At 72.6% G+C, this 25,853-nt stretch carries 20 protein-coding genes; 16 read left to right on the top strand and 4 right to left on the bottom strand.

Annotated features, from left to right (window positions below):
- Nucleotides 1-29 precede the first annotated feature (29 nt).
- Nucleotides 30-1,859: an AMP-dependent synthetase/ligase gene (locus GSF02_RS02295; protein WP_159792314.1), complete on the bottom strand. Its 1,830-nt coding sequence runs from the start codon at nucleotides 1,857-1,859 to the stop codon at nucleotides 30-32.
- Nucleotides 1,860-1,977: 118 nt separating this feature from the next.
- Between GSF02_RS02295 and GSF02_RS02300 the strand changes: the two genes are divergently transcribed.
- Nucleotides 1,978-2,322, top strand: coding sequence for a chorismate mutase (locus tag GSF02_RS02300; protein WP_159792316.1), 345 nt, complete (start codon nucleotides 1,978-1,980; stop codon nucleotides 2,320-2,322).
- 140 nt (nucleotides 2,323-2,462) lie between these two features.
- On the top strand, nucleotides 2,463-3,704 hold the full coding sequence (locus GSF02_RS02305) for a baeRF2 domain-containing protein (protein ID WP_159792318.1): 1,242 nt from the start codon (nucleotides 2,463-2,465) through the stop codon (nucleotides 3,702-3,704).
- 132 nt (nucleotides 3,705-3,836) lie between these two features.
- On the opposite strand, the gene valS is transcribed toward GSF02_RS02305, so the two are convergent.
- Nucleotides 3,837-6,626, bottom strand: a complete 2,790-nt coding sequence (gene valS / locus GSF02_RS02310; RefSeq protein WP_159792320.1) for a valine--tRNA ligase — start codon at nucleotides 6,624-6,626, stop codon at nucleotides 3,837-3,839.
- Between the two features lie 311 nt (nucleotides 6,627-6,937).
- On the opposite strand from valS, the gene GSF02_RS02315 reads away from it, so the two are divergent.
- The 4 genes from GSF02_RS02315 (at nucleotide 6,938) to GSF02_RS02330 (ending at nucleotide 12,603) form a co-directional block, all read left to right on the top strand.
- Nucleotides 6,938-8,017: an ABC transporter permease gene (locus GSF02_RS02315; RefSeq protein WP_408003850.1), complete on the top strand. Its 1,080-nt coding sequence runs from the start codon at nucleotides 6,938-6,940 to the stop codon at nucleotides 8,015-8,017.
- Entirely contained in the window at nucleotides 8,014-9,021 is a 1,008-nt protein-coding gene (locus GSF02_RS02320) for an ABC transporter permease (protein ID WP_159792322.1), read from the top strand. Before GSF02_RS02315 ends, GSF02_RS02320 begins: the two co-directional genes overlap by 4 nt.
- Before the next feature lie 116 nt (nucleotides 9,022-9,137).
- On the top strand, nucleotides 9,138-10,841 hold the full coding sequence (locus GSF02_RS02325; protein ID WP_159792324.1) for an ABC transporter substrate-binding protein: 1,704 nt from the start codon (nucleotides 9,138-9,140) through the stop codon (nucleotides 10,839-10,841).
- Between the two features lie 7 nt (nucleotides 10,842-10,848).
- Nucleotides 10,849-12,603, top strand: a complete 1,755-nt coding sequence (locus GSF02_RS02330; protein ID WP_159792326.1) for a dipeptide ABC transporter ATP-binding protein — start codon at nucleotides 10,849-10,851, stop codon at nucleotides 12,601-12,603.
- 95 nt (nucleotides 12,604-12,698) lie between these two features.
- On the opposite strand, the gene GSF02_RS02335 is transcribed toward GSF02_RS02330, so the two are convergent.
- The gene (locus GSF02_RS02335; RefSeq protein WP_159792328.1) at nucleotides 12,699-13,577 is read right to left on the bottom strand and encodes a sigma-70 family RNA polymerase sigma factor; all 879 of its coding nucleotides are present in this window, start codon (nucleotides 13,575-13,577) and stop codon (nucleotides 12,699-12,701) included.
- Between the two features lie 100 nt (nucleotides 13,578-13,677).
- Here GSF02_RS02335 and GSF02_RS02340 point away from each other — a divergent pair, with 100 nt between their 5' ends.
- Nucleotides 13,678-14,493 carry an SDR family oxidoreductase gene (locus tag GSF02_RS02340; protein ID WP_159792330.1) on the top strand — a complete coding sequence of 272 codons (816 nt, stop codon included), beginning with the start codon at nucleotides 13,678-13,680 and terminating at the stop codon, nucleotides 14,491-14,493.
- A 77-nt stretch (nucleotides 14,494-14,570) separates the two neighbouring features.
- On the opposite strand, the gene GSF02_RS02345 is transcribed toward GSF02_RS02340, so the two are convergent.
- Entirely contained in the window at nucleotides 14,571-15,680 is a 1,110-nt protein-coding gene (locus tag GSF02_RS02345) for a lipoate--protein ligase family protein (RefSeq protein ID WP_159792496.1), read from the bottom strand.
- A gap of 149 nt (nucleotides 15,681-15,829) precedes the next feature.
- On the opposite strand from GSF02_RS02345, the gene GSF02_RS02350 reads away from it, so the two are divergent.
- The 9 genes from GSF02_RS02350 to GSF02_RS02390 all read left to right on the top strand — a co-directional run bounded on the left by GSF02_RS02350 (nucleotide 15,830) and on the right by GSF02_RS02390 (nucleotide 25,761).
- Nucleotides 15,830-16,315, top strand: a complete 486-nt coding sequence (locus GSF02_RS02350) for a hypothetical protein (protein WP_159792332.1) — start codon at nucleotides 15,830-15,832, stop codon at nucleotides 16,313-16,315.
- Between the two features lie 160 nt (nucleotides 16,316-16,475).
- Entirely contained in the window at nucleotides 16,476-17,240 is a 765-nt protein-coding gene (locus tag GSF02_RS02355; RefSeq protein WP_159792498.1) for an alpha/beta fold hydrolase, read from the top strand.
- Nucleotides 17,237-18,868 carry a SpoIIE family protein phosphatase gene (locus GSF02_RS02360; protein ID WP_159792334.1) on the top strand — a complete coding sequence of 544 codons (1,632 nt, stop codon included), beginning with the start codon at nucleotides 17,237-17,239 and terminating at the stop codon, nucleotides 18,866-18,868. Before GSF02_RS02355 ends, GSF02_RS02360 begins: the two co-directional genes overlap by 4 nt.
- On the top strand, nucleotides 18,850-19,857 hold the full coding sequence (locus tag GSF02_RS02365) for a TIGR03557 family F420-dependent LLM class oxidoreductase (RefSeq protein WP_159792336.1): 1,008 nt from the start codon (nucleotides 18,850-18,852) through the stop codon (nucleotides 19,855-19,857). The genes GSF02_RS02360 and GSF02_RS02365 overlap by 19 nt, the downstream gene beginning before the upstream one ends.
- A complete protein-coding gene (cofE, locus tag GSF02_RS02370) occupies nucleotides 19,854-20,705 on the top strand; it encodes a coenzyme F420-0:L-glutamate ligase (protein WP_235915312.1) in 852 nt (283 codons plus the stop codon). The genes GSF02_RS02365 and cofE overlap by 4 nt, the downstream gene beginning before the upstream one ends.
- Before the next feature lie 147 nt (nucleotides 20,706-20,852).
- The gene (locus GSF02_RS02375) at nucleotides 20,853-21,482 is read left to right on the top strand and encodes a VIT1/CCC1 transporter family protein (protein WP_159792338.1); all 630 of its coding nucleotides are present in this window, start codon (nucleotides 20,853-20,855) and stop codon (nucleotides 21,480-21,482) included.
- A gap of 485 nt (nucleotides 21,483-21,967) precedes the next feature.
- Nucleotides 21,968-23,386 (top strand): hypothetical protein, encoded by a 1,419-nt coding sequence (locus GSF02_RS02380; RefSeq protein ID WP_159792340.1) that lies wholly within the window; start codon nucleotides 21,968-21,970, stop codon nucleotides 23,384-23,386.
- 334 nt (nucleotides 23,387-23,720) lie between these two features.
- Nucleotides 23,721-24,041, top strand: a complete 321-nt coding sequence (locus tag GSF02_RS02385; protein ID WP_159792342.1) for a nucleotide pyrophosphohydrolase — start codon at nucleotides 23,721-23,723, stop codon at nucleotides 24,039-24,041.
- Nucleotides 24,028-25,761 carry a DUF2075 domain-containing protein gene (locus tag GSF02_RS02390; protein WP_159792344.1) on the top strand — a complete coding sequence of 578 codons (1,734 nt, stop codon included), beginning with the start codon at nucleotides 24,028-24,030 and terminating at the stop codon, nucleotides 25,759-25,761. Before GSF02_RS02385 ends, GSF02_RS02390 begins: the two co-directional genes overlap by 14 nt.
- The last annotated feature ends 92 nt before the right edge of the window (nucleotides 25,762-25,853 follow it).

Raw genomic sequence — 25,853 nt, forward strand, 5'->3', positions numbered from 1 at the left:
ACGCCGGAGCCGGCGGTCAGGCCGCCGGGTCAGGCCGCCGGGGGAGCGGGCTCGGGCCTCGGGGCCGCGTAGATGGCGTCGATGACGTCGGCGAAGTCGCGCAGCACCAGCGGGCGCTTCACCTTGAGAGACGGCGTCAGGTAGCCGTTCGCCTCGGTGAAGTCGTCCTCGAGCACGTGGATCTTGCGGATCGACTCGGCGCGGGAGACGGCCTCGTTGGCGCGGCCCACGGCGCGCTCGAGGTGCTCCAGCACCGTCGGGTCCTGGCGCGCCTCGGCCACCGACATCTCCGGCAGCCCGTGCGTGGCCAGCCAGCCGGGCAGCATCTCGGGGTCGAGCGTGACCAGGGCAGCGATGAACGGGCGCTGGTCGCCGACGACGACCACCTGCGAGACCAGCGGGTGCCCGCGCAGGCGGTCCTCGAGCACGGCGGGGGCGACGTTCTTGCCGCCGGCCGTCACGATGATCTCCTTCTTGCGGCCGGTGATGCGCAGGCGGCCCTGGGCGTCGAGGGAGCCGAGATCGCCGGTGCGGAACCAGCCGTTCACCAGCGCCTCGGCCGTGAGCTCCGGCTGGTTGCGGTACGCGCGGAAGATGTGCGGGCCGGCGAGCAGGATCTCGCCGTCGTCGGCGATGCGGATCGAGGTGCCCGGGAACGCGGGCCCGACGGTGCCGATCGCGACGGAGGCGGGCAGGTTGACCGCGGTCGGCGCCGTCGTCTCGGTGAGGCCGTAGCCCTCCAGGACCGTGACCCCGACACCGCGGAAGAAGTGGCCGAGCCGCTCGCCGAGCGGCGCCCCGCCGGAGACGGCGTACTCGACGGCGCCGCCCATCGCGGCGCGCAGCCGGGCGAGCACCAGACGGTCGGCCACGGCGTGCTGCGCGCGCAGCAGCGGCGACGGCCCGCCGGCGTCGAGCGCCCGCGAAGCGGCCTCCGACGTGCGGGTGGCCCAGGCGAAGATGCGCCGCTTGAGCGGCGAGGCGGCGGCCTGCTGGGCTGCGCTGTTGTAGACCTTCTCGAACACCCGCGGCACCGCGAGCAGGAAGGTCGGGTGGAAGGAGCCGAGGTCGACCACCAGGTTCCTGACGTCCGGGGCGTGGCCCAGCACCGCGTTCGAGGCCACGACGGCCACCTGGATGAGCCGGGCGAACACGTGCGCCAGCGGCAGGAACAGCAGCGTGCGGGCGCCGTCGCGCTCCAGCACCTCGGGCAGCGCCAGGCGTGCGTTCATCGCCAGGTGCGCGAAGTTGCCGTGCGTGAGCTCCGCGCCCTTGGGGCGGCCGGTCGAGCCCGACGTGTAGATGATGGTCGCCAGGTCGTCGCGGCGGACGGCGTCGCGCCGGGCGCGCACGTCCTCGACCGGCACGTCCTGGCCGAGCACGCGCAGCATGCCCAGGGCGCCGCCGTCGAGCACGAGCACGCTCTCGAGCTCCGGCAGCCGGTCGCGGATCGTGTCCAGCGTCGCGGCGTGCTCCTCGGTCTCGACGAACGCGAGGCGCACGCCGGCGTCGGACAGGATCCAGTGCACCTGGTCCGCCGAGGACGTCTCGTAGACGGGCACCGGCACGCCGCCGACCGCCCAGACGGCGTAGTCGAGCAGCGTCCACTCGTAGCGCGTGCGGGACATGATGGCGACCCGGTCGCCGGGGCGGATGCCGCGCGCCACCAGGCCGCGGGCCACGGAAAGCACGTCGTCCTCGAACTGCCGCGCCGTCACCGGGAGCCACGGTCCGCCGGAGGTCTCGCGGCGCTCGGCGAGCGTCGCGTCGCCCGCGCGGGCGACGCGGTCCACCAGCAGGGTGCTGATGCTCGTCGTCTCGGGCACCTCGAACAGTGCCGGCGTCGTGGCGGTGATCATGCGGGGCGTTCCATCCTTCGTCGACCGGCTGTCGACCTTACACGGCGCGTGACGGGCCGGGGCGCCGGGGCCGGCGGACGCGGGCTGGGGGACCGGGCCGGGACCGTAGGATCGGGGCATGGCCGAATCCGACATGCCGGGCGAGATCCTCGAGCTGCGCAGCAGCATCGACAACATCGACGCGGCGCTCGTCCACCTGCTGGCCGAGCGCTTCAAGATGACCCGGCGGGTGGGCCAGCTCAAGGCCGTCGGCAACCTGCCGCCGGCCGACCCGAAGCGCGAGGAGCAGCAGATCCAGCGCCTCACCGGCATCGCGACCGAGGCCGGCCTCGACCCGCAGTTCGCCGAGGCGTTCCGCGCGTTCATCGTGGCCGAGGTGATCCGCCACCACGAGCTCATCGCCGAGGAGTACGCCGAGGGCCGGCGGCAGGGCGACGTCCCGCCGCTCGACACCTACTCATGAAGGGGTTAGGCAGCCCCCGCACGCAGTGACACCCGTCTGACCTCGGGGCGAGGACGCCCGGTCCGTCCCGCGCGGTGGCGACGCCCTCCGGGGCGTCGCAGGCTGGGGGGACCCGACCCCAGCGAGGTGTGAGAACTGCTATGAAGATCGACTGGATCAAGCCGCTCGTCGGACGCCCCGGCCCGTTCGCCACCGTCTACCTGGACGCCACCCGCTCGGCCGACGCGGCCGACAAGGACGTCGTGACCCGGTGGAACGGCGTCCGCAGGACGCTCGCGGACCAGGGAGCGCCGGAGACCGTGCTCGACGCCGTCGAGGACGCGGCGCTCAAGCGGACGCGCAAGCACGGCGCCCACGGGCGGGTGATCATCGCCGACGAGTCAGGTGTGCTCGTCGACAAGCCGTTCCGGACGCCGCCGGCGGTCTCCGCCGGCGTCTGGAACCACGTGCCGGCCCTGCTCCAGGCGGCGCTGGCCGGCGAGGAGTCGGTCGACGTGCTCAAGGTGGCCGTCGACCGGACGGGCGCCGACCTGATGCTCCTGGGCCAGCGCGGCTGGGAGGAGCCGCGGACGTTCGAGATGCCGCACGACGACATCACGATGGCGGCGCAGGGCGGCTCCTCGCACGGCAACAACTCCGACCGCGGCAGCACCGCGACGGTGGAGGCGCGGGCGCTCGACTCCTGGGAGCGCAACGGCGCGGCGGTCGCGCGCGAGATCGAGAGGGTGGTCGCCGAGGAGCGGCCGGAGCTCGTGGTGCTCACGGGCGACGTGCGCACGGTGAACATGACCAAGACGGCCCTGAGCCGCCCGGTCAGCGAGATCACCGTCGAGGTGCAGGGCGGCGGGCGCAACGCCGGCGTGCGCGAGGACGTGTTCGTGCAGAACCTCGAGGACGCGCTCGACTCCTACCGCGAGCGGCGCCGCGAGGTGGTGCTGTCCGAGCTGCGCCAGGAGCAGGGGCGCGAGCAGGCCGCGGTGACCAGCGTGGCGGACGTCGTGGCGGTCCTGGCGCGCGGGCAGGTCAAGGACCTGGTGCTGAGCGAGGACGTCGTCTACGACCCGGCGCTGGCCCCGGGCTCCGACGGCGGCGGCCCGCTCGGCGGGCGGTGCCTGTGGGTCGGGCCGGACCCGCTGCACATCGCGCTGTCCCAGGACGACCTGCGCGACGCCGGCGTGACCGACGGCTTCGAGGAGCTCCCGGCGGCGGTGGCGATGGTCCGCGCAGCGGTCGGCCAGGACGCCGGCCTCACGTTCGCCCCGGTGGGCTCCGTGGAGCTGCGCGACGGGGTGGGAGCGACGCTGCGCTGGGTCGACGACTCCACCCCGCACGAGGTGGCGGCGTCGATGAGCGGCGACGGCGTCCGGCTCCAGGAGCGCTGACCCCCGCCGAGATAGAGAGGCCCCGCGCCGAGAAAGAGAGGCCCCGCGCCGAGATAGAGTGGGGAGCTCTCTATCTCGGCGCGGGGCCTCTCTATCTCGGCGAGAAGACCGGCGAGAAGGCCGGCGGGAGGGTCAGGCGCGCGGCTGCTTGGCCGGCGGCTCGCCCAGCTCGCTGGCCACGACGACGATGCCGCCCTGGACGTCGGCGTCGCCCTGGCCCTCGGCCGCCTCGACGAGCTCCAGTTCGCCCTCGACGCGGCCGGCGCCCTTGACGTCGTCGATCGCCGACGCCACACCCGGCAGCGCGGCGGCCGGTACGGCCAGCGTCGCGCCGAGGATCGGCGTCCGCATCGAGACCTTGGCCTCCGACTTGATCTTGCGCAGCGCCGCCAGGGCGTTGCCCGCAGCGCCGAGCTGCGCCGGGTCGGCGTCGCCCGCGGCGGCGCGCAGGGCGTCCGACGTCGGCCACGGGGCGCGGTGCACCGAGCCCTCGCGCCACCAGGACCAGACCTCCTCGGTGGCGAACGGGATGAACGGCGCCAGCAGGCGGAGCATCACGTCGAGCGCGATCGCGAGCGCGGTGCGCGCCGACTCGGTCTCGGCCGAGACCTCGGCCGCCGAGAGCCCCGCCCCGTACGCGCGGTCCTTGACCAGCTCGAGGTAGTCGTCGCAGAACGTCCAGAAGAACGTCTCGGTGAGCTCGAGGGCCCGGGTGTGGTCGTACGCCGCCAGCGCCTCGGTCGCGGCGTCGACGACGCCGGCCAGGCCGGCGAGCATCGCCCGGTCGAGCGCCACGGTGACCCGCGCGGGGTCGAGCACGATCTCGCCGGTGCCCGAGTCCGGGTCCACGCCGAAGGACAGCGCGAACTTCGAGGCGTTGAGCACCTTGATCGCCAGGCGGCGGCCGATCTTCATCTGGCCCTCGTCGAAGGCCGCGTCGGTGCCCAGGCGGGCCGAGGCCGCCCAGTACCGCACGGCGTCCGACCCGTGCGTCTCCAGCAGCCCCATCGGCGTGACCACGTTGCCCTTGGACTTCGACATCTTCTTGCGGTCGGGGTCCAGGATCCAGCCGCTGATGGCGGCGTTGGCCCAGGGCAGCGTGTCCAGCTCGAGGTGCGAGCGCACCACCGAGGAGAACAGCCAGGTGCGGATGATGTCCTGGCCCTGCGGGCGCAGGTCCATCGGGTAGACGCGGGAGAACAGGTCCTCGTCGCGGTCCCAGCCCGAGACGATGAGCGGGGAGAGCGACGACGTCGCCCAGGTGTCCATGACGTCCGCGTCGCCGACGAACCCGCCGGCCTGGCCGCGCTGCGACTCGTCGTAGCCCTCGGGGGCCTGCGACGTCGGGTCCACCGGCAGCGAGGCCTCCGACGGCACGATCGGGTGGGCGTAGTCGACCTCGCCCGACTCCAGCACCGGGTACCACAGCGGGATCGCCACGCCGAAGAAGCGCTGGCGGGAGATGAGCCAGTCGCCGTTGAGGCCGTTGACCCAGTTCTCGTAGCGCACCCGCATGAAGTCGGGGTGGAAGTCCAGCTCCTTGCCGCGCTGCAGCAGCTCGGCCTTGAGGTCTCGCCCGGGCATCTCGCGCCCGCCGTTGCGGATGTACCACTGGCGGCTGGTGACGATCTCGAGCGGCTTGTCGCCCTTCTCGAAGAAGTTCGTCTTGCGCTGGGTGGGCGTGGGCTCGTCGACCAGGTCGCCGGACTCGCGCAGCGCGTCGACGACGGCGGTGCGGGCGCTGAACGTCGTCTTGCCCGCGAGGGACTCGGCGTACAGGGCCTCGCCGGGGCCGCCGGCGATCCACTCGGGCGTCTCGCGCGACAGGCGCCCGTCGCGCTGGATGATCGAGCGGGTGGGCAGCTGCAGCTCGCGCCACCACTGCACGTCGGTGAGGTCGCCGAAGGTGCAGCACATCGCGATGCCGGCGCCCTTGTCGGGCTCGGCGGCCGGGTGCGCGAGCACCGGGATCTCCACGCCGAACAGCGGCGAGGTCACCGTGGTGCCGAACAGCGGCTGGTAGCGCTCGTCGTCGGGGTGCGCGATGAGCGCCACGACGGCGGGGATCAGCTCGGGGCGGGTGGTCTCGATGACCACCTGCTCGCCGTCGGGGCGGTGGAAGGCGACCTTGTGGAAGAAGCCGGGGTAGTCGCGGGCCTCGAGCTCGGCCTGCGCGACGGCGGTCTGGAACGTGACGTCCCACAGGCCCGGGGCCTCGGCCTGGTAGGCCTCGCCGCGGGCGAGGTTGCGCAGGAACGCCTTCTGCGCCGTGGCGCGGGAGTTGACGTCGATGGTCTGGTAGGTCTGCGCCCAGTCCACGGACAGGCCCAGGCGGCGCCACAGCTCCTCGAACTGCTTCTCGTCCTGGGCGGTGAGGCGCTCGCACAGCTCGACGAAGTTGCGGCGGCTGACCGGCACCTGGTCGGCGGCCTTGACCGCCTTGCCCTCGGTGCCCTCGTGCGGCGGCACGAAGTCCGGGTCGTAGGGCAGCGACAGGTCCACGCGCACGCCGTAGTAGTTCTGCACGCGGCGCTCGGTGGGCAGGCCGTTGTCGTCCCAGCCCATCGGGTAGAACACCTCGCGCCCGCGCATGCGCTGGAAGCGCGCGACGACGTCGGTGTGCGTGTAGCTGAACACGTGGCCCACGTGCAGCGAGCCCGACGCCGTGGGCGGCGGGGTGTCGATCGAGTACACCTGCTCGCGCGTCGCGGTGCGGTCGAACGCGAACGTGCCCTCGGCGGCCCAGCGGGCGTCGAGCTTGGCCTCGAGCCCGTCGAGGCTGACCTTGTCCGGTACCTCCCGGACCACCGCGCGGACGACGTCGCCGGCTACCGAGGTGCCGGGGGTGGTCGCAGCGGGGGAGGTCTGCTCCGCGCCGGCGCCGGGGGCCGGCGCGGCGGCGTTCGTCGGGAAGTCGCTCATGGTCGCCCATTCTCCCAGATGCCGGCGCCGCGGAAGCACCCGGTCCCGGCCCGCGGGCGGCCACCCGCGCGGGGGCGCTGTGACGGGGGATACCGCCCCGATTCCGAGGTGACGTCTATCGAACCCAGAGACGTGGGCTATCGTTTCTCCTGACGGCTCGGCGCCCGCGGGCGCACCGTCGCCCCCGCCCGGCGTGTGCGCGCGGGCCCCACCATCCTGGAAGGACGTGCCGTGCGACTCGTGGCGTGCTGTCGGTGCCGTTGCCGCACCCGCACCGCCACCGCCCCGCACCCCCGTCCCTAGGAGATCCCGTGTCGCTCGAGCGCTCCGACGAGCTCGCCGCCCCCGGCGGGACCGTCGGCTCGACCGCCGCGCCCGGCGTCCCCGGCGGCGCACCCGGCCGCCGCTCCGGCCGCCCGGCCCTGTGGCGACGCCTGGCCGCCGACCGGTTCGCCTTCGCCGGGGCCGTCGTCGTCGCCCTGTACGTCGTGCTGGCCCTGCTGGCGCCGCTGATCACCCGCGCGCTCGGCGTCGACCCGTACACCTACGACCTCGACGCGCTGGGCCCCAGCGGCGCGCCCGCCGGCGCGTTCGGCGGCATCTCCGCCGAGCACTGGTTCGGCGTCGAGCCGCTGACCGGCCGCGACCTGTTCGCCATCGTCCTCATGGGCTCGCGCACGTCGCTGCTGGTGGGCCTGGGCGCGACGGCGGTCTCGGTGCTCGTCGGCACGCTGCTCGGGCTGGCGGCCGGCTACTTCGGCGGCTGGGCCGACTGGGTCGTGGCCCGCAGCATCGACGTGCTGATCGGCCTGCCGGCGCTGATCTTCATGATCGCCGTCGGCGCCGTCGCCCCCGCGTGGTTCCCCCGGACGCTGCTGCTGGTGCTGGTCATCGGCCTGTTCGGCTGGTCGAGCATCGCCCGCGTGGTGCGCGGGCAGACGCTCGCGCTGCGCAACGCCGGGTTCGTCCGGGCGTCGCGCGCGCTGGGCGCCTCGCACGCCCACGTCCTCGGCCGGCAGATCCTGCCCAACCTCGCTGCGACGATCGTCGTGTTCACCACCATCGCGGTGCCCGGTGCCATCGGCTCCGAGGCCGCGCTGAGCTTCCTCGGCGTCGGCGTGCCGCCGCCCACCCCGAGCTGGGGGCGGTCCATCGGCAACGCCGTGACCTGGTTCTCCGTCGACCCCATGTACCTGGTGTTCCCCGGCGTCGCCCTGTTCGGCATCACGCTCGCGTTCAACGCGCTCGGCGACGGCCTGCGCGACGCGCTCGACCCGCGCACCGCCGCCCTCGGCCCGGGCGGGCGGGGCTGGGCCCGGCGCCGGCAGCGGCGCGCCGAGCGCGACGCCCGCCGGCAGGCCGGCCACGACCGGAAGGAGGTGGCCGCGTGAGGGTCGCCCGGTTCCTCGGCACGCGCCTCGCCTCGGTCGTGTTCGTGCTGCTCGTGGTGTCGCTGCTGACGTACGCGGTGTTCGTGGTCCTGCCCGCCGACCCGGCGCAGCTCGCGTGCGGCAAGCCGTGCACGCCCGAGCGCCTGGAGACGGCGCGCGCGTTCATGCAGCTCGACAAGTCGTGGGTCGAGCAGTGGTGGGACTTCCTGCACGGCGTGTTCGCCGGCCGCACCTTCGGCGGCTCGGGCGCCACGATCACCTGCCCCGCCCCGTGCCTGGGCTACTCGTTCCGGCTCAACACCCCGGTCACCGAGCTCATCCTGAACCGCTTCCCCGTCACGGCGTCGATCGCGATCGGGGCCGCGGTGCTGTGGCTGCTGGCCGGCGTGGCCGGCGGCGTGGTGGCGGCGGTGCGCCGCGGCACGGCGCTGGACCGCTCCCTGATGGTCGGCGCGATCACCGGCGTCTCGGCGCCGAGCTACCTCGTGGGCCTGCTCGGCATCCTGCTGTTCGGCTTCACGCTCGACATGGTCCCGGTCAGCGGGTACGTGCCGCTGCGCGAGAGCCCGGTCGACTGGGCGTGGCACCTGGTCCTGCCCTGGGTCGTGCTGGCCCTGCTCAACGCCGCGATCTACACGCGCCTGACCCGCGCGCAGATGCTCGACGCCCTCGGCTCGGAGTACGTGCGCACGGCCCGCGCCAAGGGCATCACCGAGGGCCGCGTGGTCACCCGCCACGCGCTGCGCAACGTGATGATCCCGGTCGTCACGATCTTCGCGCTCGACCTCGGCGCGCTGCTCGGCGGCGCCGTCATCACCGAGAAGGTGTTCTCGATGGCGGGGCTCGGCGCCCTGCTCATCGACGCCGTCGGCAACACCGACGTGCCGGTGCTGGTGGGCGTCACGGTGTTCACCGCTGCGATCGTCGTCGTCGCCAACCTGCTGGTCGACGTCGTGTACACGCTGCTCGACCCGCGCGTGCGGCAGGGGAGGGTCGCCCGATGAGCCGGCCGGACCTCCTGGCACGTCCCGGCCGGCGATGTACGACGGCGCGCGCGTCCCGCCCGGGCCCCGCGCGCCGCCGTCGCCGCCCCCGCACCACCCCCTGAACCGGAGACACGATGTCCACCACCGCAACCTCCCGACGCCGGCGCCTCGCCGCCGTCGTCGCCCCCGTCGCCGCGGCCGCGCTGCTGCTGACGGGCTGCAACGCCAACGAGCGCGCGAACGACGCCGCGGCGTCGGCGTCGCCCACCGCCGTCGAGCGGGGCGGCACGCTGCGCATCCTCACCTCGGCCACCAGCGTCAACTGGGACCCGGCGATGAGCCAGAGCCTGGCCATCACCTCGCTCGGCCTGGTCGAGCGCCGCCTGACCGCGTGGAAGACCGACGCCGAGGGCAACACCACCGTGGTCCCGGACCTGGCGACCGACACCGGCACGCCGTCCGAGGACGGCAAGACCTGGACGTTCACCCTCAAGGACGGCCTGGCGTTCGAGGACGGGACGCCGATCACCTCGGCGGACGTCAAGTACTCGGTCGAGCGCTCCTTCGCGCCCGAGCTGTCCGGCGGCCTGAGCTACCACAAGTCGCTGCTCGAGGGCGCCGAGGACTACACCGGCCCGTACCAGGGCCAGGAGCTCGACTCGATCGAGACGCCGGACGACAAGACGATCGTCTTCCACCTGAACAGCGCCTACGGCGACTGGCCGTGGATCGTGTCGATGCCGGCCTTCAGCGCCGTGCCGCAGGGCAAGGACGACCCGGCCACCTACTCCACCCAGCCGGTGGCCACGGGCCCGTACCGGGTCGCCGAGACGGTCGAGGGCACGTCGATCACGCTCGAGCGCAACCCCGAGTGGGACGCCGACACCGACGAGGCCCGCGCCGCCGGCCCGGACTCGATCGTCTTCGAGCTGGGCCAGGACGCCACCGTGGCGGCCCAGCGCCTCATCGCCGACTCGGGCGAGGACCAGAACGCGTTCGGCGCCAACTTCGTGCCGGCCGCGCAGCTCGCCCAGGTGCAGGGCGGCCCGGCCGCCGACCGGCTCGTGACCTCCGGCCCGGGCGCGCTGGCCTACCTGGCGATCAACACCCAGGCGGCGGGGCTCGACGACGTCGACGTGCGCAAGGCGATCAGCCTGGCCGTGGACCGCAACGCCTACCGCGTCGCCTCCGGCGGCGAGATCGCCGGCGACTTCGCCTCGACGCTCATCACCCCGGGCATCCCGGGCCGCGAGGAGTACGAGACGCTGTTCGACGACGTCGAGCCGTCGGGCGACCCGGAGCAGGCCCAGCAGCTGCTGGCCGGCGCCGGCTGGGACGGCCGCGAGCTGCGGTTCGTGGTCAAGGACGACGAGGCGTCGCTCGCCCAGGCCCAGGCGATCCAGCAGGGCCTGCAGCGCGCCGGCCTGAAGGTCGCGATCGAGCCGCAGGCCGACGAGGTCTACACCCAGACCGTCACGCAGGGCGACGGCTCCGGCTACGACCTGACGCTCGGCTCGTGGCAGCCGGACTTCCCGAGCGCGAACGGCAACATCCAGCCGCTGTTCGCCTCCTCGCAGATCGGCGGGGGCGGCTACAACCTCGCCCGCTACTCCAACCCGGAGGTCGACGACCTCATCGCCCAGGCGACCGCCGAGACCGACCCGGAGAAGGCCGGCACCATCTGGTCGCAGGCCGACCGCACGATCGCTGCCGACGCCCCCGTGGTGCCGCTGATCTACACGAAGAACTCGTTCCTGCACGGGTCCAAGGTCGTCAACTTCCGGATCCCGGACTTCCCGGCCTACCCGAACTACCTGCAGACCTCGCTGGAGCAGTGACGTCCCTGTGACCGACCCGGTGTTCGACGGGCAGCCCCTCCTGACGGTGGAGGGGCTGTCCGTCGTGTTCGACGACGGCCGCGCGCCGGTTGCTGACGCCGCCCCGCGGGCCGTGGACGGCGCGTCCTGGGCGCTGCGCCCCGGCCGCGTGACGGCCCTGGTGGGGGAGTCCGGCTCCGGCAAGAGCGTGTCCGCCATGGCGGTGCTCGGCCTGCTGCCGCGCACCGCCCGCGTGGGCGGCTCGATCCGGCTCGCCGTCCCCGGGGCGCCGGCCGGGCCGACCGAGCTGGTGGGCGCCGGGCCGGACACGGTCCGCGGCGTGCGCGGCGCCGTCGTCTCGCTGGTGTCCCAGGAGCCGATGGGTGCCTGGAACCCGGTGCTGACCGTCGGCGACCAGGTCGCCGAGGCGCTGAACGCGCACCGCGCGCGCCGCGAGCGGCTGCCGCGGCGCGCGGCGGTGGAGCGCGTGCTCGAGCTGCTCGGCGACGCCGGGCTGCCGGACCCGGCCCGCGTGGCGTCGTCCTACCCGCACCAGCTCTCCGGCGGCCAGCTGCAGCGCGCCATGATCGCCATGGCGCTCGCGCAGGACCCGGTGGCGGTGGTGGCCGACGAGCCGACCACGGCCCTGGACGTCACCGTGCAGGCCGGGATCCTGGACCTGCTGCGCCGGCTGCGCGACGAGCGCGGCACCGCGGTGCTGCTGATCACCCACGACATGGGCGTGGTCGCCGACCTCGCCGACGACGTCGTGGTGATGCGCGCCGGCAGGGTCGTGGAGCACGCGCCCGTGCGCGAGCTGTTCGCCGCGCCGCGCGAGGAGTACACCCGGGCGCTGCTGGACGCCGTGCCGCACCTCGGGCAGGACGGCTCGGGGGCCGACCGCGCCCCGGCGGAGGCCGCCGGTGCCGACGGTGCCGACGGGGCGCCCGGCGCGGACGGTGCCGCCGTCGTGCTCGACCACGTCTCGGTGGTCTACCCCGGCCACCGGGGGACCGCGCCGGTGCGCGCGGCCGACGACGTGCAGCTGGCCATCGCGCCGGGCGAGGTGCTCGGCCTGGTGGGGGAGTCCGGCTCGGGCAAGTCGACGCTCGGGCAGGTGGTCTCCGGGCTGCTGACCCCGACGTCGGGGCGGGTGCTGGTCGGCGGCGTCGACCTGGCGCGCGCCGGCAGGGCCGAGCGGGCCGAGCGGCGCCGGCACACCGGCATCGTCTTCCAGGACCCGGCCTCCACGCTCAACCCGCGCTGGACCGTGGGCCGGTCCATCGCCGAGCCGCTGATGCTGCACACCGACCTCGACCTCGACGCCCGGCGGGCGCGCGTGCTCGAGCTGCTCGAGCTCGTGCGGCTCGGGCCGGAGCACGCCGTGCGGTTCCCGCACGAGCTGTCCGGCGGGCAGCGCCAGCGCGTGGCGATCGCCCGCGCGGTGGCGCTCGCGCCCCGGGTGCTGGTGGCGGACGAGCCGACGTCGGCCCTCGACGTGTCGGTGCAGGCGCACGTGCTCGAGGTGTTCCGCGACCTGCAGGAGCGCCTGGGCTTCGCGTGCCTGTTCGTGTCGCACAACCTCGCGGTGGTCGAGCGGGTCGCCGACCGGGTGGCGGTCATGCAGGCGGGCCGGATCGTGGAGCAGGGCCCGACGGCGCAGGTGCTGCAGGCGCCGCGGCACGCGTATACCCGCGCGCTGGTCGCGGCGGCCCCGGTGGCCGACCCGGACCGGCAGGCCGCGCGCCGGACGGCCCGCGCGGCCGCCGAGCAGGTGGCCTGACCCCGGGCGCGCCGCGCGCTACTTCGCCGAGACCCGGATTCTCGGGGGAATGAGCCCGCTCATTCCCCCGAGAATCCGGGTCTCGGCGTTGTTGGTCAGCGCAGCCCCAGGACCCCCGCCACCCCGAGCTCCTCGAGCCGCTCGGGGTCGGCCAGCACGTCCAGCCCCGTGATGCGGCCGTCGGCGATCTCGAACGCCATCACCGACACGACCCTCCCGTCCAGGACGGCGGCCACGGCCGGGCGGCCCCCGGCCAGCAGCGGCGTCGAGTGCGCGGCCACCCGCGCGAACAGCGTGGCCTGCTCGGCGATGGCCCGGCCGCCCTCGACGACCTGGCCGCCACGCGCGCCGTAGTCCGCGCGCAGCACCGCCCCGTCGTCGAGCAGGCCGAGCAGCGCGGTGAGGTCGCCGCGCTGGGCGGCGGCGAGCCAGGCGTCGACGACCTCGCGCGCCCGGCGCGGCGGCGTGCGTCCCGGCTTGGGCGCCCCGCGCAGCCGGCGCCGCGCCCGCGACGCGAGCTGGCGGGCGGCCTCGGGCGACCGCTCGAGCGCGTCGGCCACCTCCTCGAACGGGCGGCCGAACACGTCGTGCAGCACGAACGCGATCCGCTCGGCGGGGCTGAGCGTGTCGAGCACGAGCAGCAGGGCGGTGCTCACCTGGTCGCCGCGCTCGGCCTCGGCCACCGGGTCGCCGTCGTCGGCGACCGGCTCGTCGCGCCACGCCTCGACGTGCCACGACTCCTCGCGGGTGCGCCGCGGGCTGCGCAGCTGGTCCAGGCACACCCGCGAGACGACGGTGGTCAGCCACGCGTCGAGGTTGTCGATCGCGGCGACGTCCACCCGCTCCAGCCGCAGCCAGGTCTCCTGCACGGCGTCGTCGGCGTCGGCGGGCGAGCCGAGCAGGCGCGTGGCGATCGCCCGCAGCCGGGGCCGCTCGGTGTCGAAGCGGCGGGCGAGCAGTCGTCGGTCGGTCATGTCACATCCTCCGGAGTCGTGTCGTCGAGATGTCGACGAGGGCACGTCCTCGTCCGTGACATGCACCGGGCATGCACGCGAAGAGCTGAGGAGCAGACCCGTGAGCACACCCATTCTCGTCACCGGCGGCACCGGAACCATCGGCCGACACGTCGTGCCGCTGCTGACCGCCGCCGGCCGCGACGTCCGCGTCCTGACCCGCCACCCGCGAACCAGCGGGCCCGGCGTCGAGCACGTGGCGGGCGACGTCGTCGCCGGCCACGGGCTGGCGCCGGCGCTCGACGGCGTCGAGGTCGTGCTGCACCTGGCCGGCGGCGCGAAGGGCGACGACGTCGCGGCCCGCCACCTCACCGCCGCGGCCCGCGCGGCCGGCGTCCGGCACCTCGTGCTGATCTCCGTCGTGGGGGCGGACCGGATGCCGATCGGCTACTTCCGCGCCAAGGCGGAGGCCGAGCGGGTCGTGGCTGCCTCCGGCGTGCCGTGGACGATCCTGCGCGCGGCGCAGCTGCACGACTTCGTGCTGCCCGTGGCGCGCGGACTGTCCCGCCTGCCGGTGCTTCTCGTGCCGGGCGGCCTGCGGTTCGAGCCGGTCGACGTCGCCGAGGTGGCGGCGCGGCTGGTCGAGGTCGCGCTGGGCGCCCCGGCCGGGCGGGTGCCGGACGTCGTCGGGCCGCAGGTGCTCGACGTGCCGGCGCTGGTCGGTGCGTACCGGCGGGCGCACGGGGCGCGGACGCGCCGGCTCAGCCTGCCCGTGCGGCTGCCCGGTGCCGTCGGGCGCGCCTACCGGGCGGGGGAGAACCTCGCCGGGCCGAGCGCGCGGCGCGGCGGCGGCACGTGGGCGGAGTTCCTCGCCGCGACGGGCGCGCCGTCGGCCGCCGCACCTACCGCCGCGCCGGCCCCCGTCGCCGAGACCTGAGCTGTGGTCGCCTCCGGGCGTGCCGAGGCAACCACAGCTCAAGTCTCGGCGAGCGCGCGGGCGAGCCGCGCGCGGCGTCACGGCACGCGCGCGAGCCACTCCGGGTCGGCGTACTTGGTGTCGGCCAGCTCCTGCGCCTCGGCGCGGGTCGCGTCGTCGAGCGTCACCGGCGTCAGCCCGTAGGACCGCTCGAACTCCGCGACCAGCGCGTCGATGATCTCCTCGCGCGCCATGCCGGTCTGCGAGCGCAGCGGGTCCACTCGCTTGACCGCGCTCCTGGTGCCCTTGTCCGACATCTTCTCCCGGCCGATGCGCAGCACCTCGACCATCTTCTGGGCGTCGATGTCGTAGCTCATCGTCACGTGGTGCAGCACGGCGCCGGCGGCCAGCCGCTTCTGCGCCGCGCCGCCGATCTTGCCCAGCGGCGAGGCGATGTCGTTCAGCGGGGCGTAGGTGGCGTCGATGCCCAGGGTCCGCAGCGCGCGCAGCACCCACTGGTCGAGGAACTCGTAGGACGCGGCGAAGCTCAGGCCGGCCACGAGGGTGTCGGGCACGTACAGCGAGTAGGTGATGGCGTTGCCCGGCTCGACGAACATCGCGCCGCCGCCGGTGATGCGCCGCACCACCTCCAGGCCGTGCCGGTCGGCCGCCGGCAGGTCCACCTCGTTGCGCAGCGACTGGAACGAGCCGATGATCACCGACCCGGACGCCCAGTCCCAGAACCGCAGGGTCGGCTTGCGGCGGCCCTCGGCCACCTGCCGGGCGAGCACCTCGTCGAGGGCCATCTGCATGCGCGGGCCCTGGTACCCGGCGTCGAGCAGCTCGAAGGCGTGGTCCTCCCAGGTGGAGGCCCGCCCGACGGCGCGCATCACCGCGAGGGTGACGTCGCGCGGCGCGAAGCCGATGAGCGCGGCCCCTGCGGCGGCGCCCTCGAGCTTCGCGGTCAGCTCGTCGAACGGGACGTCGACGGCGGTGCCCTCGAGCACGGCGGTCAGGCGCGGCAGGGCGTCGTCGGGCTCGAGGAAGAAGTCGCCGGACAGCACGACGTCGCGCAGCCGCGCCGCGTGCCCGGCACCGGGGACGTCGGGGACGCCGTCGCTCGCCGCGACGCCGCCCGCGCCGCCGTCGTCGAGCCGGGCGTCGACCACGACGAGCTTGCCGCCGGGGACCTTGCGTTCACCGTGCACGCGTTCCACCCGAGCACTGTGCACCACCGACGGGCGCCCGGCCCACTCCGCCGGGTGTGGCGTGCAGCGCACGGACCGGCACCCCGCGCGGCGCGGCGGCGTTCGTGGGACCGTTCGGGACACCGGTTCGACGACGGGAGGCACGCCAGGTGGACGAGACGACGCAGCGGCTCGAGGCGCTCGCGGCGGCGGTGGAGGCCGCGACGCGGGGCGAGTACCGGCCGATCGGCCAGACCGCCGCGGTGATCGACGCGGCGCTGGGCGGGCAGGCGCCCGAGCACGTCCTCGCGAACGTGCAGCAGGACCAGGGGGCCCGGACGCTCAGCGGCGAGCTGCTGGTGGTCGCGGCCGACCTGGTGGCGCACGTGCGGGTGGCCGGGATGCACGGGGCCGGGCCGACGCCGCCGCGCGACGGCGAGATCGAGGTGGTGGCCGTGCCGCGCTCGGCGCTGCGGTCGGTGGCGCTGCAGGTGCCCGACCACGACGTCGTCGAGCCGCCGGGGCTGCCCGCCGACCTGGACGTCGAGCTGCGGTACGAGCCGATCGCGCACCCGCTGACGTTCGGGCTGGCGCACCTGAGCGCGGCCGAGCGGCGCGAGCTCGTCGCGGCGTTCACGGCCGACCTGCGCGCGTAGCCGGCGCACGCCGACGCGGCCGCGGGTGGCGGCGCGGCGTGACGTGCGGCAATATCGGACGCTCGTTCGAGACGTGACCGTTTTGCCGGGCTACTGTGGCCACGTGACCCTACGAGAGCGCCACAACGTCAGGCTGTCCGGTGCGCCGGACGGCACCGCCATGGTGTTCGCCCACGGGTTCGGCTGTGACCAGTCGATGTGGCGCCTCGTGGCGCCGCGGTTCGAGGCGGACCACCGGGTGGTGCTGTTCGACCACGCCGGCGCCGGCGGCGCCGACCCCGCCCTCTACGACGACGACCGGCACGCCACCCTCGACGGCTACGCCGGCGACGTCGTCGACCTGCTCGACGAGCTGGCCCTGGGCCCGGTCGTGTTCGTGGGCCACTCGGTGAGCGCGACGATCGGCCTGCTCGCCGCGGCCCGCCGACCGGACCTGTTCGACCGGCTCGTGCTGGTGGGCCCCAGCCCGCGGTACATCGACGACGACGGCTACCGCGGCGGCTTCTCGACCGAGGAGATTGATGAGCTGCTGGCCACCATGGACACCAACTACCTGGGCTGGTCGTCGGTGATGGCCCCGGTGATCATGGGCAACCCCGACCGCCCGGAGCTGGGCGCGGAGCTCACCGAGCTGTTCTGCCGCACGGACCCGACCGTGGCCCAGCGGTTCGCGCGCGCCACGTTCCTGTCCGACAACCGCGCCGACCTGGCGGCCGTGCGCACCCCGAGCCTGGTGGTGCAGTGCCGCGAGGACGTCATCGCGCCGGTCGAGGTGGGCCGGTACGTCCACGAGAACCTCGAAGGCTCCCGGTTCGCGCTCATCGACGCCGTCGGGCACTGCCCGAACCTCAGCGCCCCCGACGCGCTCGTCGCCGCCATGCGCGAGTACCTGAGCGAGCCTGCGCGCGAGCCCGTGGTCGCGTGACCCCCGCCGGCCGAGCCCGCTCCTGGGCCCACAGCCCCGTCGCCCTGCTGCGTCTCGACGCCGAGGGCCGCATCCTCGAGGCCAACGACACCTTCCTCGCGTGGGCCAACGGCGAGGGCACCGGGGCGCAGGCGCCCGAGGACGGCGCCGGCGCCCCGGCGTCGGACGCGGACGCCGGCACGCGCCCCGACGTGCGGGGCCGCCGGCTGAGCGACCTGCTGACCGTGGGCGGGCGGATCTACTGGGAGACCCACATGGCGCCGATCCTGACGCTGCAGGGCCGGGTCGACGAGGTCGCCGTCGAGCTGCGCACGCCCGGCGCGCCGCTGCCGGTGCTGCTGTCCGCGGTGGCGCGCACCGAGGCGCCCGAGCCGGTGGTCGACGTCGCGCTGTTCGCCGCCCAGGAGCGCGCCCGGTTCGAGCGCGAGCTCGTCGCCGCGCGCGAGGCGGCCGAGCACGCCGCCGCCCGGCTGCAGTGGGTGCAGGAGGCGACGGCGGAGCTGTCCGGCGCCGCGGGCCTGCGGGAGGTCACCGACGCCCTGGTGCGCTCCGTCGAGCGGCACCCGGCCGTGGAGTCGGCGCAGCTGCGCGACGACGGCGCCCTCGGCGACGCCGGGGCGAGCCTCGTCGTGCCGGTGACCGGGACGCGGCAGGCGTTCGGCGCGCTCGTCGTCACGCCGCACCGACGCCCCGGCGACGTCCCGATCGACCCGGACGCCCTGGCCATCATCGCCCAGCAGGGCGGGGTGGCGCTGGAGCGCGCCCGGCTGCACGAGCAGAGCGAGTCCGTGGCCCGCGAGCTGCAGCACGCCATGCTCACCCAGAACCTGCCGCGGCGCGCCGACCTGGAGGTCAACGCCGAGTACCGACCGGCCGTCAGCGGGCTGGAGGTGGGCGGCGACTGGTACGACGCGTTCGGGCTGGACGACACCACGGTGGCGCTCGCGCTCGGCGACATCGTCGGGCACGGCCTGCACGCCGCCACCGCCATGGGCCAGCTGCGCACCGCCACCCAGGCGCTCGCGGCCCCGGGCCTGGGCCCGGCGGCCACGCTGGAGCTGCTCGACCAGTTCGTGCGGCGCCGGCAGGTGGGGTTCGCCTCGACGCTCGTGTACGCCGAGCTGGATACCACCACCGGCACGCTCAGCTACGCCTGCGCCGGGCACCTGCCGCCCCTGCTGGTGCGCGACGGCGGGGCCGAGTACCTGTGGGAGGGCCGGTCGGCGCCGCTGGGCGTGCCCAACCTTCGCGGTCCACGCGCCGAGGGCTCGGTGCTGCTGAAGCCCGGCGACGTCGTCCTGCTGTACACCGACGGCGTCGTGGAGCGGCGCGACCGGCCGCTGCGCGCCGGGCTGGACCAGCTCGCGGCCGTGGCCGCCGAGCGCGGCATCGGCGACGAGGGCGAGCTGCTGTCGCACTTCTTCGACGCCGAGGCCAACCAGCGCGACGACGCGTGCGTGCTGCACGTGGCCTGGCACGGCGCGCCGGCGTCGTCGGACGGCTCGTCGGGCGGTGCGTCGGACGGCGCCGAGCCGGCCGCGGCGGGGCTGACGGCCGCGGGCGCCGCCCTGGCGGCGACGGACGCCATCACGGGTCTAGGCTCCAAGTCATGGCTGCATCTGACCTGACCATCGGCTATGCCGCGATGCTGGAGCAGTTCCACCCCACCGACGTGGTCGAGTACTCGGCCTACGCCGAGGAGAACGGCTTCTCCGGCGTTATGGCGGCCGACCACTTCCAGCCCTGGGTGCCGCAGCAGGGCCAGGCCGCGTTCGTCTGGAACGTGCTGACCGCGCTCGGCGAGCGCACCCGCGGCGACCTGGGCCCGGGCGTCACCTGCCCGTCCTTCCGCTTCCACCCGGCGACGGTGGCGCAGGCCTCGGCGACGCTGGCCGCGATGTACCCGGGCCGGCACTGGCTGGGCCTGGGCTCGGGCGAGGCGCTCAACGAGCACGTCACCGCCGGCTACTGGCCCGAGGCGCCCGAGCGCATCAACCGGATGTTCGAGGCCATCGACGTCATCAAGAAGCTCTTCCAGTCCGGGATCGACGGCAAGGACGTCAAGCACTCCGGGCAGTTCTTCAAGATGGAGTCCACCCGGCTGTGGACCATGCCGGAGCAGGCGCCGGAGATCCTCGTGGCCACCGCCGGCCCGGTCACCGCCAAGCGTGCCGGCAAGCACGCCGACGGCCTGATCACCGTGGGCGCGCCGCTGGAGAAGATCGAGATGCTGTTCGGCAAGTTCGACGAGGGCGTGCGCGAGTCCGGCCGCGACCCCGAGGGCATGCCCAAGGTGCTGCAGGTGCACATGTCGTGGGCCGAGACCGACGAGCAGGCCCTCGAGAACGCGATGACCGAGTGGCCCAACGGCGGCATGAAGTTCCCCAAGGCCGACATCCGCTCGCCGCACGACTTCGCGCAGATGGCCAAGCTGGTGCGCCCGGAGGACTTCGAGGGCCGCATGGTCATCTCGGCCGACCCCGACAAGCACCGCGAGGCCATCCAGAAGTACGTGGACCTCGGCTTCGACCGCATCTACCTGCACAACGTGGGGCGGAACCAGAAGGAGTGGATCGAGGTCTTCGGCCGCGAGGTGCTGCCGAAGCTCGCCCGGTGAGCGGGTCGTCGGTGCCCGACGACGGCGCGGCCGCCGCGGGCACGTGGCTGTCGGTGTGGGCGCCGGCGGCGTTCCCCGAGGTGCGGCCGGGCGACGACCTTGCCGCCCTCGTGGGAGACGCCGTCACCCCGGCCGGGCTGGCCGAGGGCGACGTCGTCGTGGTGACCTCCAAGGTGGTCTCCAAGGCCGAGGGCCGCGTCGTGGCCGCCGCCGACCGCGAGCAGGCCATCACGGACGAGACCGTCCGCGTGGTGGCCCAGCGCGAGCGGCCCGGGCTGCCGCCGCTGCGGATCGTGGAGAACAAGCTTGGCCTGGTGATGGCCGCCGCCGGGGTGGACGCGTCCAACACGCCCGAGGGCACGGTGCTGCTGCTGCCCGAGGACCCGGACGCCTCCGCCCGCGCCCTGCGTGCGGCGCTGCGGCGCCGGTTCGGGCTGGACCGGCTCGGCGTCGTGGTGACCGACACCGCCGGGCGCGCCTGGCGCGACGGGCTGGTGGACATAGCGATCGGCGCCGCCGGCGTGCAGGTGGTCGACGACCTGCGCGGCGGGGTCGACGCCCACGGCCGCCCGCTGAACGTGACGGTGACAGCCGTGGTCGACGAGGTCGCCTCGGCCTCCGAGCTGGTGCGCGCCAAGGCCGCCGGCCGGCCGGTCGCGGTGGTGCGCGGGCTGGCCCGGTTCGTGCTCGCGGGGGAGGGGCCCGACGGCGACGGGCCGGGCGCCCGCGTGCTGGTGCGGCCCAGCGCCGACGACCTGTTCCGCGAGGGCAGCGCGGAGGCGTACGCCCGCGGGTATGCCGACGGGCGGTCTTCTCTGTCCCGGGAAGCGGACGGCTCCGAGCGCTGAGGCACTCGATTCCGGCGTATTGACGAGAGGCCTGTGTCGGATGCTCCGCGTCGGCGCAGGTCAGCGAGAAAATGAGGCTGACCTGCGCCGACGCAGGTTTGCCTACGCTTGCTGGCGGCGTGTCAGATAGACGGCTTCACTGATGCCATGAGCATCGGTGAGTTACTGGGGATCGGCGTCGACCGGTCCGGTCAGGGTGGGGCGCAGGGCTCGTCGGGGTCGGCGGACGAGGTCCGCCCGGAGAGCCTGGCGCAGCGGCTCAACTGGCTGCGCGCGGGCGTGCTCGGCGCCAACGACGGCATCGTCTCCGTGGCCGCCGTGGTGGTCGGCGTCGCCGGCGCGACGACGGCGCATGCCGCGCTGTTGACCGCGGGTCTCGCGGCACTGGTCGGTGGCGCGATCTCGATGGCGCTGGGGGAGTACGTGTCGGTCTCCAGCCAGCGCGACGCCGAGAAGGCGCACATCGAGCGCGGGACGCTGGAGCTCGACGAGGCCGACGTCGTCAGCCCCTGGCATGCGGCGTTCGCCTCGGCGGTCGCGTTCCTCGTCGGAGGCGTGCTGCCGCTGATCGCCGTGCTGGCCGTGCCGGTGCCGTGGAAGGTGCCCGTGACGTTCGTGGCCGTGCTGGCGGCGCTGGCGGTGGCGGGGTGGACGGCTGCGTGGATCGGTGGGTCGGCGCCCCGCCGATCGGTGCTGCGCGTGGTGGTCGGCGGGGCGCTGGCGCTGGCGGTGACGTTCGGGCTCGGGTCGCTGCTCGGGGTCAGCGGGGTCGTGTGACGCCGCGGCGAGGGTCGGTGTTGTAACCGATGGTGTGCGCCGCGTCGTGCAGCCGGGCAAAGAAGAACGCCGAACGAGTCAACGGGCATTGGTTCTTGCTCGAGATCAGGCGCAGGGCGCCACGATGAGTCGTGGAGAGGTCCGAGTTGGTCAACTGTCAACGTCGGTAGCGGCGACTCTAGCGCCGCCACCGCTAGCCCCAATGAGTGGTAGGTGGGTGAGCCAAGCTTCACGCCCAAGGGCCGCTGATAACCCCGTTCAGGTCGCGGGTGGTTCGGGCGCGCCCGAAGCAGGCTGCATGGCCCGCGGACGAGCGTGAGGCGTCACCCGTCCCCCTGATCCGGCCCCGGCTGCGTCGGAGGGCACCGTGCGGGTGAAGTCAATGTCCCACGCGGCGCGAACGCTGGCTCGCGTACCGAGGCAACCAATAGGGTGCCTGTGGCACGGTCGGGTTCACCAAGCAACGAAGCGCAAAGGGTGCATTGATGTACTTCAGTGAATCTGTGGGTGTTAAGTATCAGTCCTCATTCGACTGGTTTGATCCCGTTCTTGACACTGATACGCAGCTTTTCGTCGACCCGTTCCTCATTTACGAAGAGTCCTCAGGTGTTTGGGCGGACGCGCATGACGAACTCATCGGATATTTCCAAGCTGCGTTCGAACTGCTCGCCCCTGCGTGGGACAAGCCTCACGATCAGCGCTACAGGCGCACCGAGACGGTTATGACCTTTCCAGAGCCGAAGGAATTCGGCCTCGGCTTTGTAGCTGAGGGTCAGGATGGCGCTGGCACGGCGTCAGGGTTCGCCCGGTTGATTGTTGCTGCAATGGCAGAGGCCATCGCGCGAGGCCTTGAGGACATGTCGCACTTCGAGGAGCTGGGGCTCCTTGTGCCGGGTATCGGCCGGGACAGGATTTCCGACATCACTTGCAACATTCTTAAGCACCGGTTCATTAAGTACACGCAAGACGTGTGCATCAATCTTGGGATTGAGATGCAGGAGGTGGAGGTGGCAAGCGCGGCGCTCGATCCCATTCGACGCCGCCGTGTCCCTCGAACCCACTGGTTGCCCGTGAACAAGATCACCGGCCGGCCGGTGATCCTCACGCCGAAGCGGTTCCTGCGTGAACTGCCAACCCTCAATGCCCGGGACTGGTGGCACTTCGCTGAGCACGACCTACGTGCTGACGTAAACCTCGACATCAGCCTCAGTGTCGACAAGAAGTTGATAATTGACCTGGCGAGGAGTCACGCCGAGAAGGTTCGAGAGTGGACGGAGAAGCGCGAGGACCAGCCGTCCTACCCTTACAAGGTCGATCGCGACCCGGCGGGTCTTCACAACTGGCTTCGCATGGCTCAGAAGTTCGTCGCTGACAATCCGATCTCATATGCCGTCACTGACGCTGATTCGCTCGACGTCTTCATTGGGAAGATCATAGATTACTTCCGCCAGTTCGTTGAGTTGCAGGGCGGCTGGAGACTTTTGTGGAACGATGACAACGGCAAGCCCAAGCGGGAAACTTCGATTCAACTCCTATTTAAGGGGATCGTGCAGGCGCAATGCGCCGCGAACGGAGTGATGCTCGACCGGGAGGTTGAACTGGGGCGAGGCCCTGTCGACTTCGTCATCTCGACGAGTGCCGCCCAGCGGGTCCTGCTGGAGGTTAAGAGAGTCAGCAGCAATAAGCTGATCGACGGGCTAACCAAGCAACTGGTCTCCTACATCGAAAGTGACGGATGTGGGAGGGGCTGGTACCTCGCCGTGCGCTTCTACGACAGCGGCTCGGAGCTGCGGAAGGTTGAGATGCTCCGGGCGGCGACGAAGGACGCAAGGCAAGAGAGCGGATTTGACCTCAAGACGGCGGTAGTGGACGCGACCCGTAAGAAGTCGGCCAGCAAACTGTGAGGTCGTGCTTGTTCTAGTTCGTCACAAGCTGCACCGCCTAGGGCAGCCCCTTCTGTGCGCCACCATCCCGGGTGGCCAGGCGGGCGTCGTCGCGAAAGCGCGACGCCCACCGGCGGGTACCCGGTACATATTCGGCGGGTGCCCAGAGTGCTCTCCTGAGAGGGCGCTGTCGGTGGCGCGCCCAGGCTTCCTGCCGTCGCTGAGGTCCCAAGTACCGTAGGCGGCGGCCGTACCTGTACCCGACAGCGAGAGCGGCGTCCTGTGCGGTCTACTCGTCGATGGCGGCTGGGCTGGCTCGGGATCCGGTCCGGCCGGCCGTGCTACGTTCCAGGCCATGCCCGACGCCGCTGTACTTCAGGCACTGAGAGCCTTCGTCGCCGAACGCGACTGGGGCCGGTTCCACTCGCCCGAGAACTTGGCGAAGAGCATCTCGATCGAGGCGGCCGAGCTCCTGGAGTGCTTCCAGTGGGGCCCCGACTTCACCGCCGACGAGGTCAGGTCCGAGCTCGCGGACGTGCTGACCTACTGCATCCTGCTGGCTGACAAGCTGGGCATGGACGTCGACCAGATCGTCCTCGACAAGCTCGCCGTCACCGCGAAGAAGTACCCCGTCGAAAAGGCCCGCGGGCGGAGCACGAAGTATGACGCGCTTTAGGGTCGAGCGGCTCCCGTTCGAGGCCAGCGCAGTCAGCGCGAAGCGGAGCGACGCGCGCCTCACGAACTGGCCGGTCGTCTACGCGATCGATGGTGACCGGGACGTGTACGTCGGTGAGACGCTGAACGCGGTCGCGCGCATGCGACAGCACCTGGACTCTCCTGACAAGGGGCACCTCCAGCGCATCCGGATCGTCATCGACGATTCGGCCAACAAGTCCGCGTGCCTGGACCTCGAGTCCCACTTGATCAGGTGGTTCGCCGGCGATGGGCGCCTCCAGGTCTTGAACCGGAATTTCGGCATCGTCGACGCGGACTACTTCGATCGCGCGAAGTACCAAGATGTCTTTCGCGAGGTGTTCGAGGAACTTCGGTCCGAAGGGCTGTTCACCCGCACGATCCCCGAGATCGAGAACAGCGACCTCTTCAAGCTCTCGCCGTTCAAGGCGCTCAATCATGACCAGGCGATCGCCGTCGAGGACATCCTTGAGGGTCTCTTCCAAGACCTCGACCAGGGCCGTGAGAGCACGATCGTCGTCCAGGGCGACCCGGGGACCGGCAAGACCATCGTCGGCATCTACTTGATGAAGCTGCTCCGCGACATCGAGCTCGCGGACGTGAGCGAGGCGATCAACACCGAGACGATGTTCGGGGAGTTCTTCGCGCAGGGCTATCCGGAGCTGCTCAGAGATTTCAAGGTGGCCCTGGTGGTCCCGCAGCAGTCGCTCCGAACGTCGATCCAGGGGGTCTTCCGCCGCACCCCCGGCTTGAGCCAGAAGATGGTGCTCACTCCGTTCGAGGTCGGCGAGAGCGACGAAGATTTCGATCTCCTCATCGTCGATGAGACCCACAGGCTCAACCAGCGTGCGAGCCTTGCGTCAGGAGTGCTGAACGGGAAGTTTCCCCTCATCAATCAGCGGCTGTTCGGCCAGGATGACCGCTCGAAGACGCAGCTCGACTGGATCCGCGCCAAGAGCAGGCACCAGATCTTCCTGCTGGACTCGGCTCAGCGCGTCAGGCCTGCGGACCTGCCCAGCGACGCCCTGGAGGCTCTCGCCGAGGAGGCTCGGAGCTCCAAGCGGCTCTACCCGTTGTCGTCGCAGATGCGTGTCATCGCCGGTCAGGACTACATCGACTACGTGCGACGGGTGCTCGCTGGCAAGGATCCTCGGCCGCAGCGGTTCGCTGGCTACGAGTTCCAGATGTTCGACAACCTCGCGGCAATGCGGGATGCGATCGCTGCACGCGAGGCGGAGTACGGGCTCTCCCGGCTCGTCGCCGGCTACGCATTTGAGTGGAAGAGCAAGACCAGCCGCGACGCGTTCGACATCGAGCTCGACGGTGTCCGGATGGTGTGGAATCGCACGACGAAGGACTGGATCAACAGCGCCACTTCGGTGAACGAGGTCGGGTCCATCCACACGGTGCAGGGCTACGACCTCAACTATGCCGGCGTGATCATCGGAGAGGACCTCCGGTACGACCCCCAGGCCAAGCGACTGTACTTCGATCGGTCGTCGTACCACGACGCGAAGGGGATGCAGAACAACCCTCAGCTAGGCATCACGTACAGCGACGACGATCTGCTGGAGTTCGTCACCAACATCTACTCGGTGCTGATGACGAGGGGCATGCGTGGAACCTTCGTCTACGTCGTCGACCCGGCGCTGAGGCAGTACCTCCGTAACTTCATCCCGAGTGCATCACCGCGCAGGGCGTAGGCGCCGCGCACCAAGCTCGACCACTACGCGCACGAACGCCGCCTCGGTCCCGCGGGGGCCGAGGCGGCGTTCGCGTGCCTAGGGGAGTGAAG

It is taken from the genome of Puerhibacterium puerhi, from assembly GCF_009846865.1.
GTDB classification, from domain to species: domain Bacteria; phylum Actinomycetota; class Actinomycetes; order Actinomycetales; family Cellulomonadaceae; genus Puerhibacterium; species Puerhibacterium puerhi.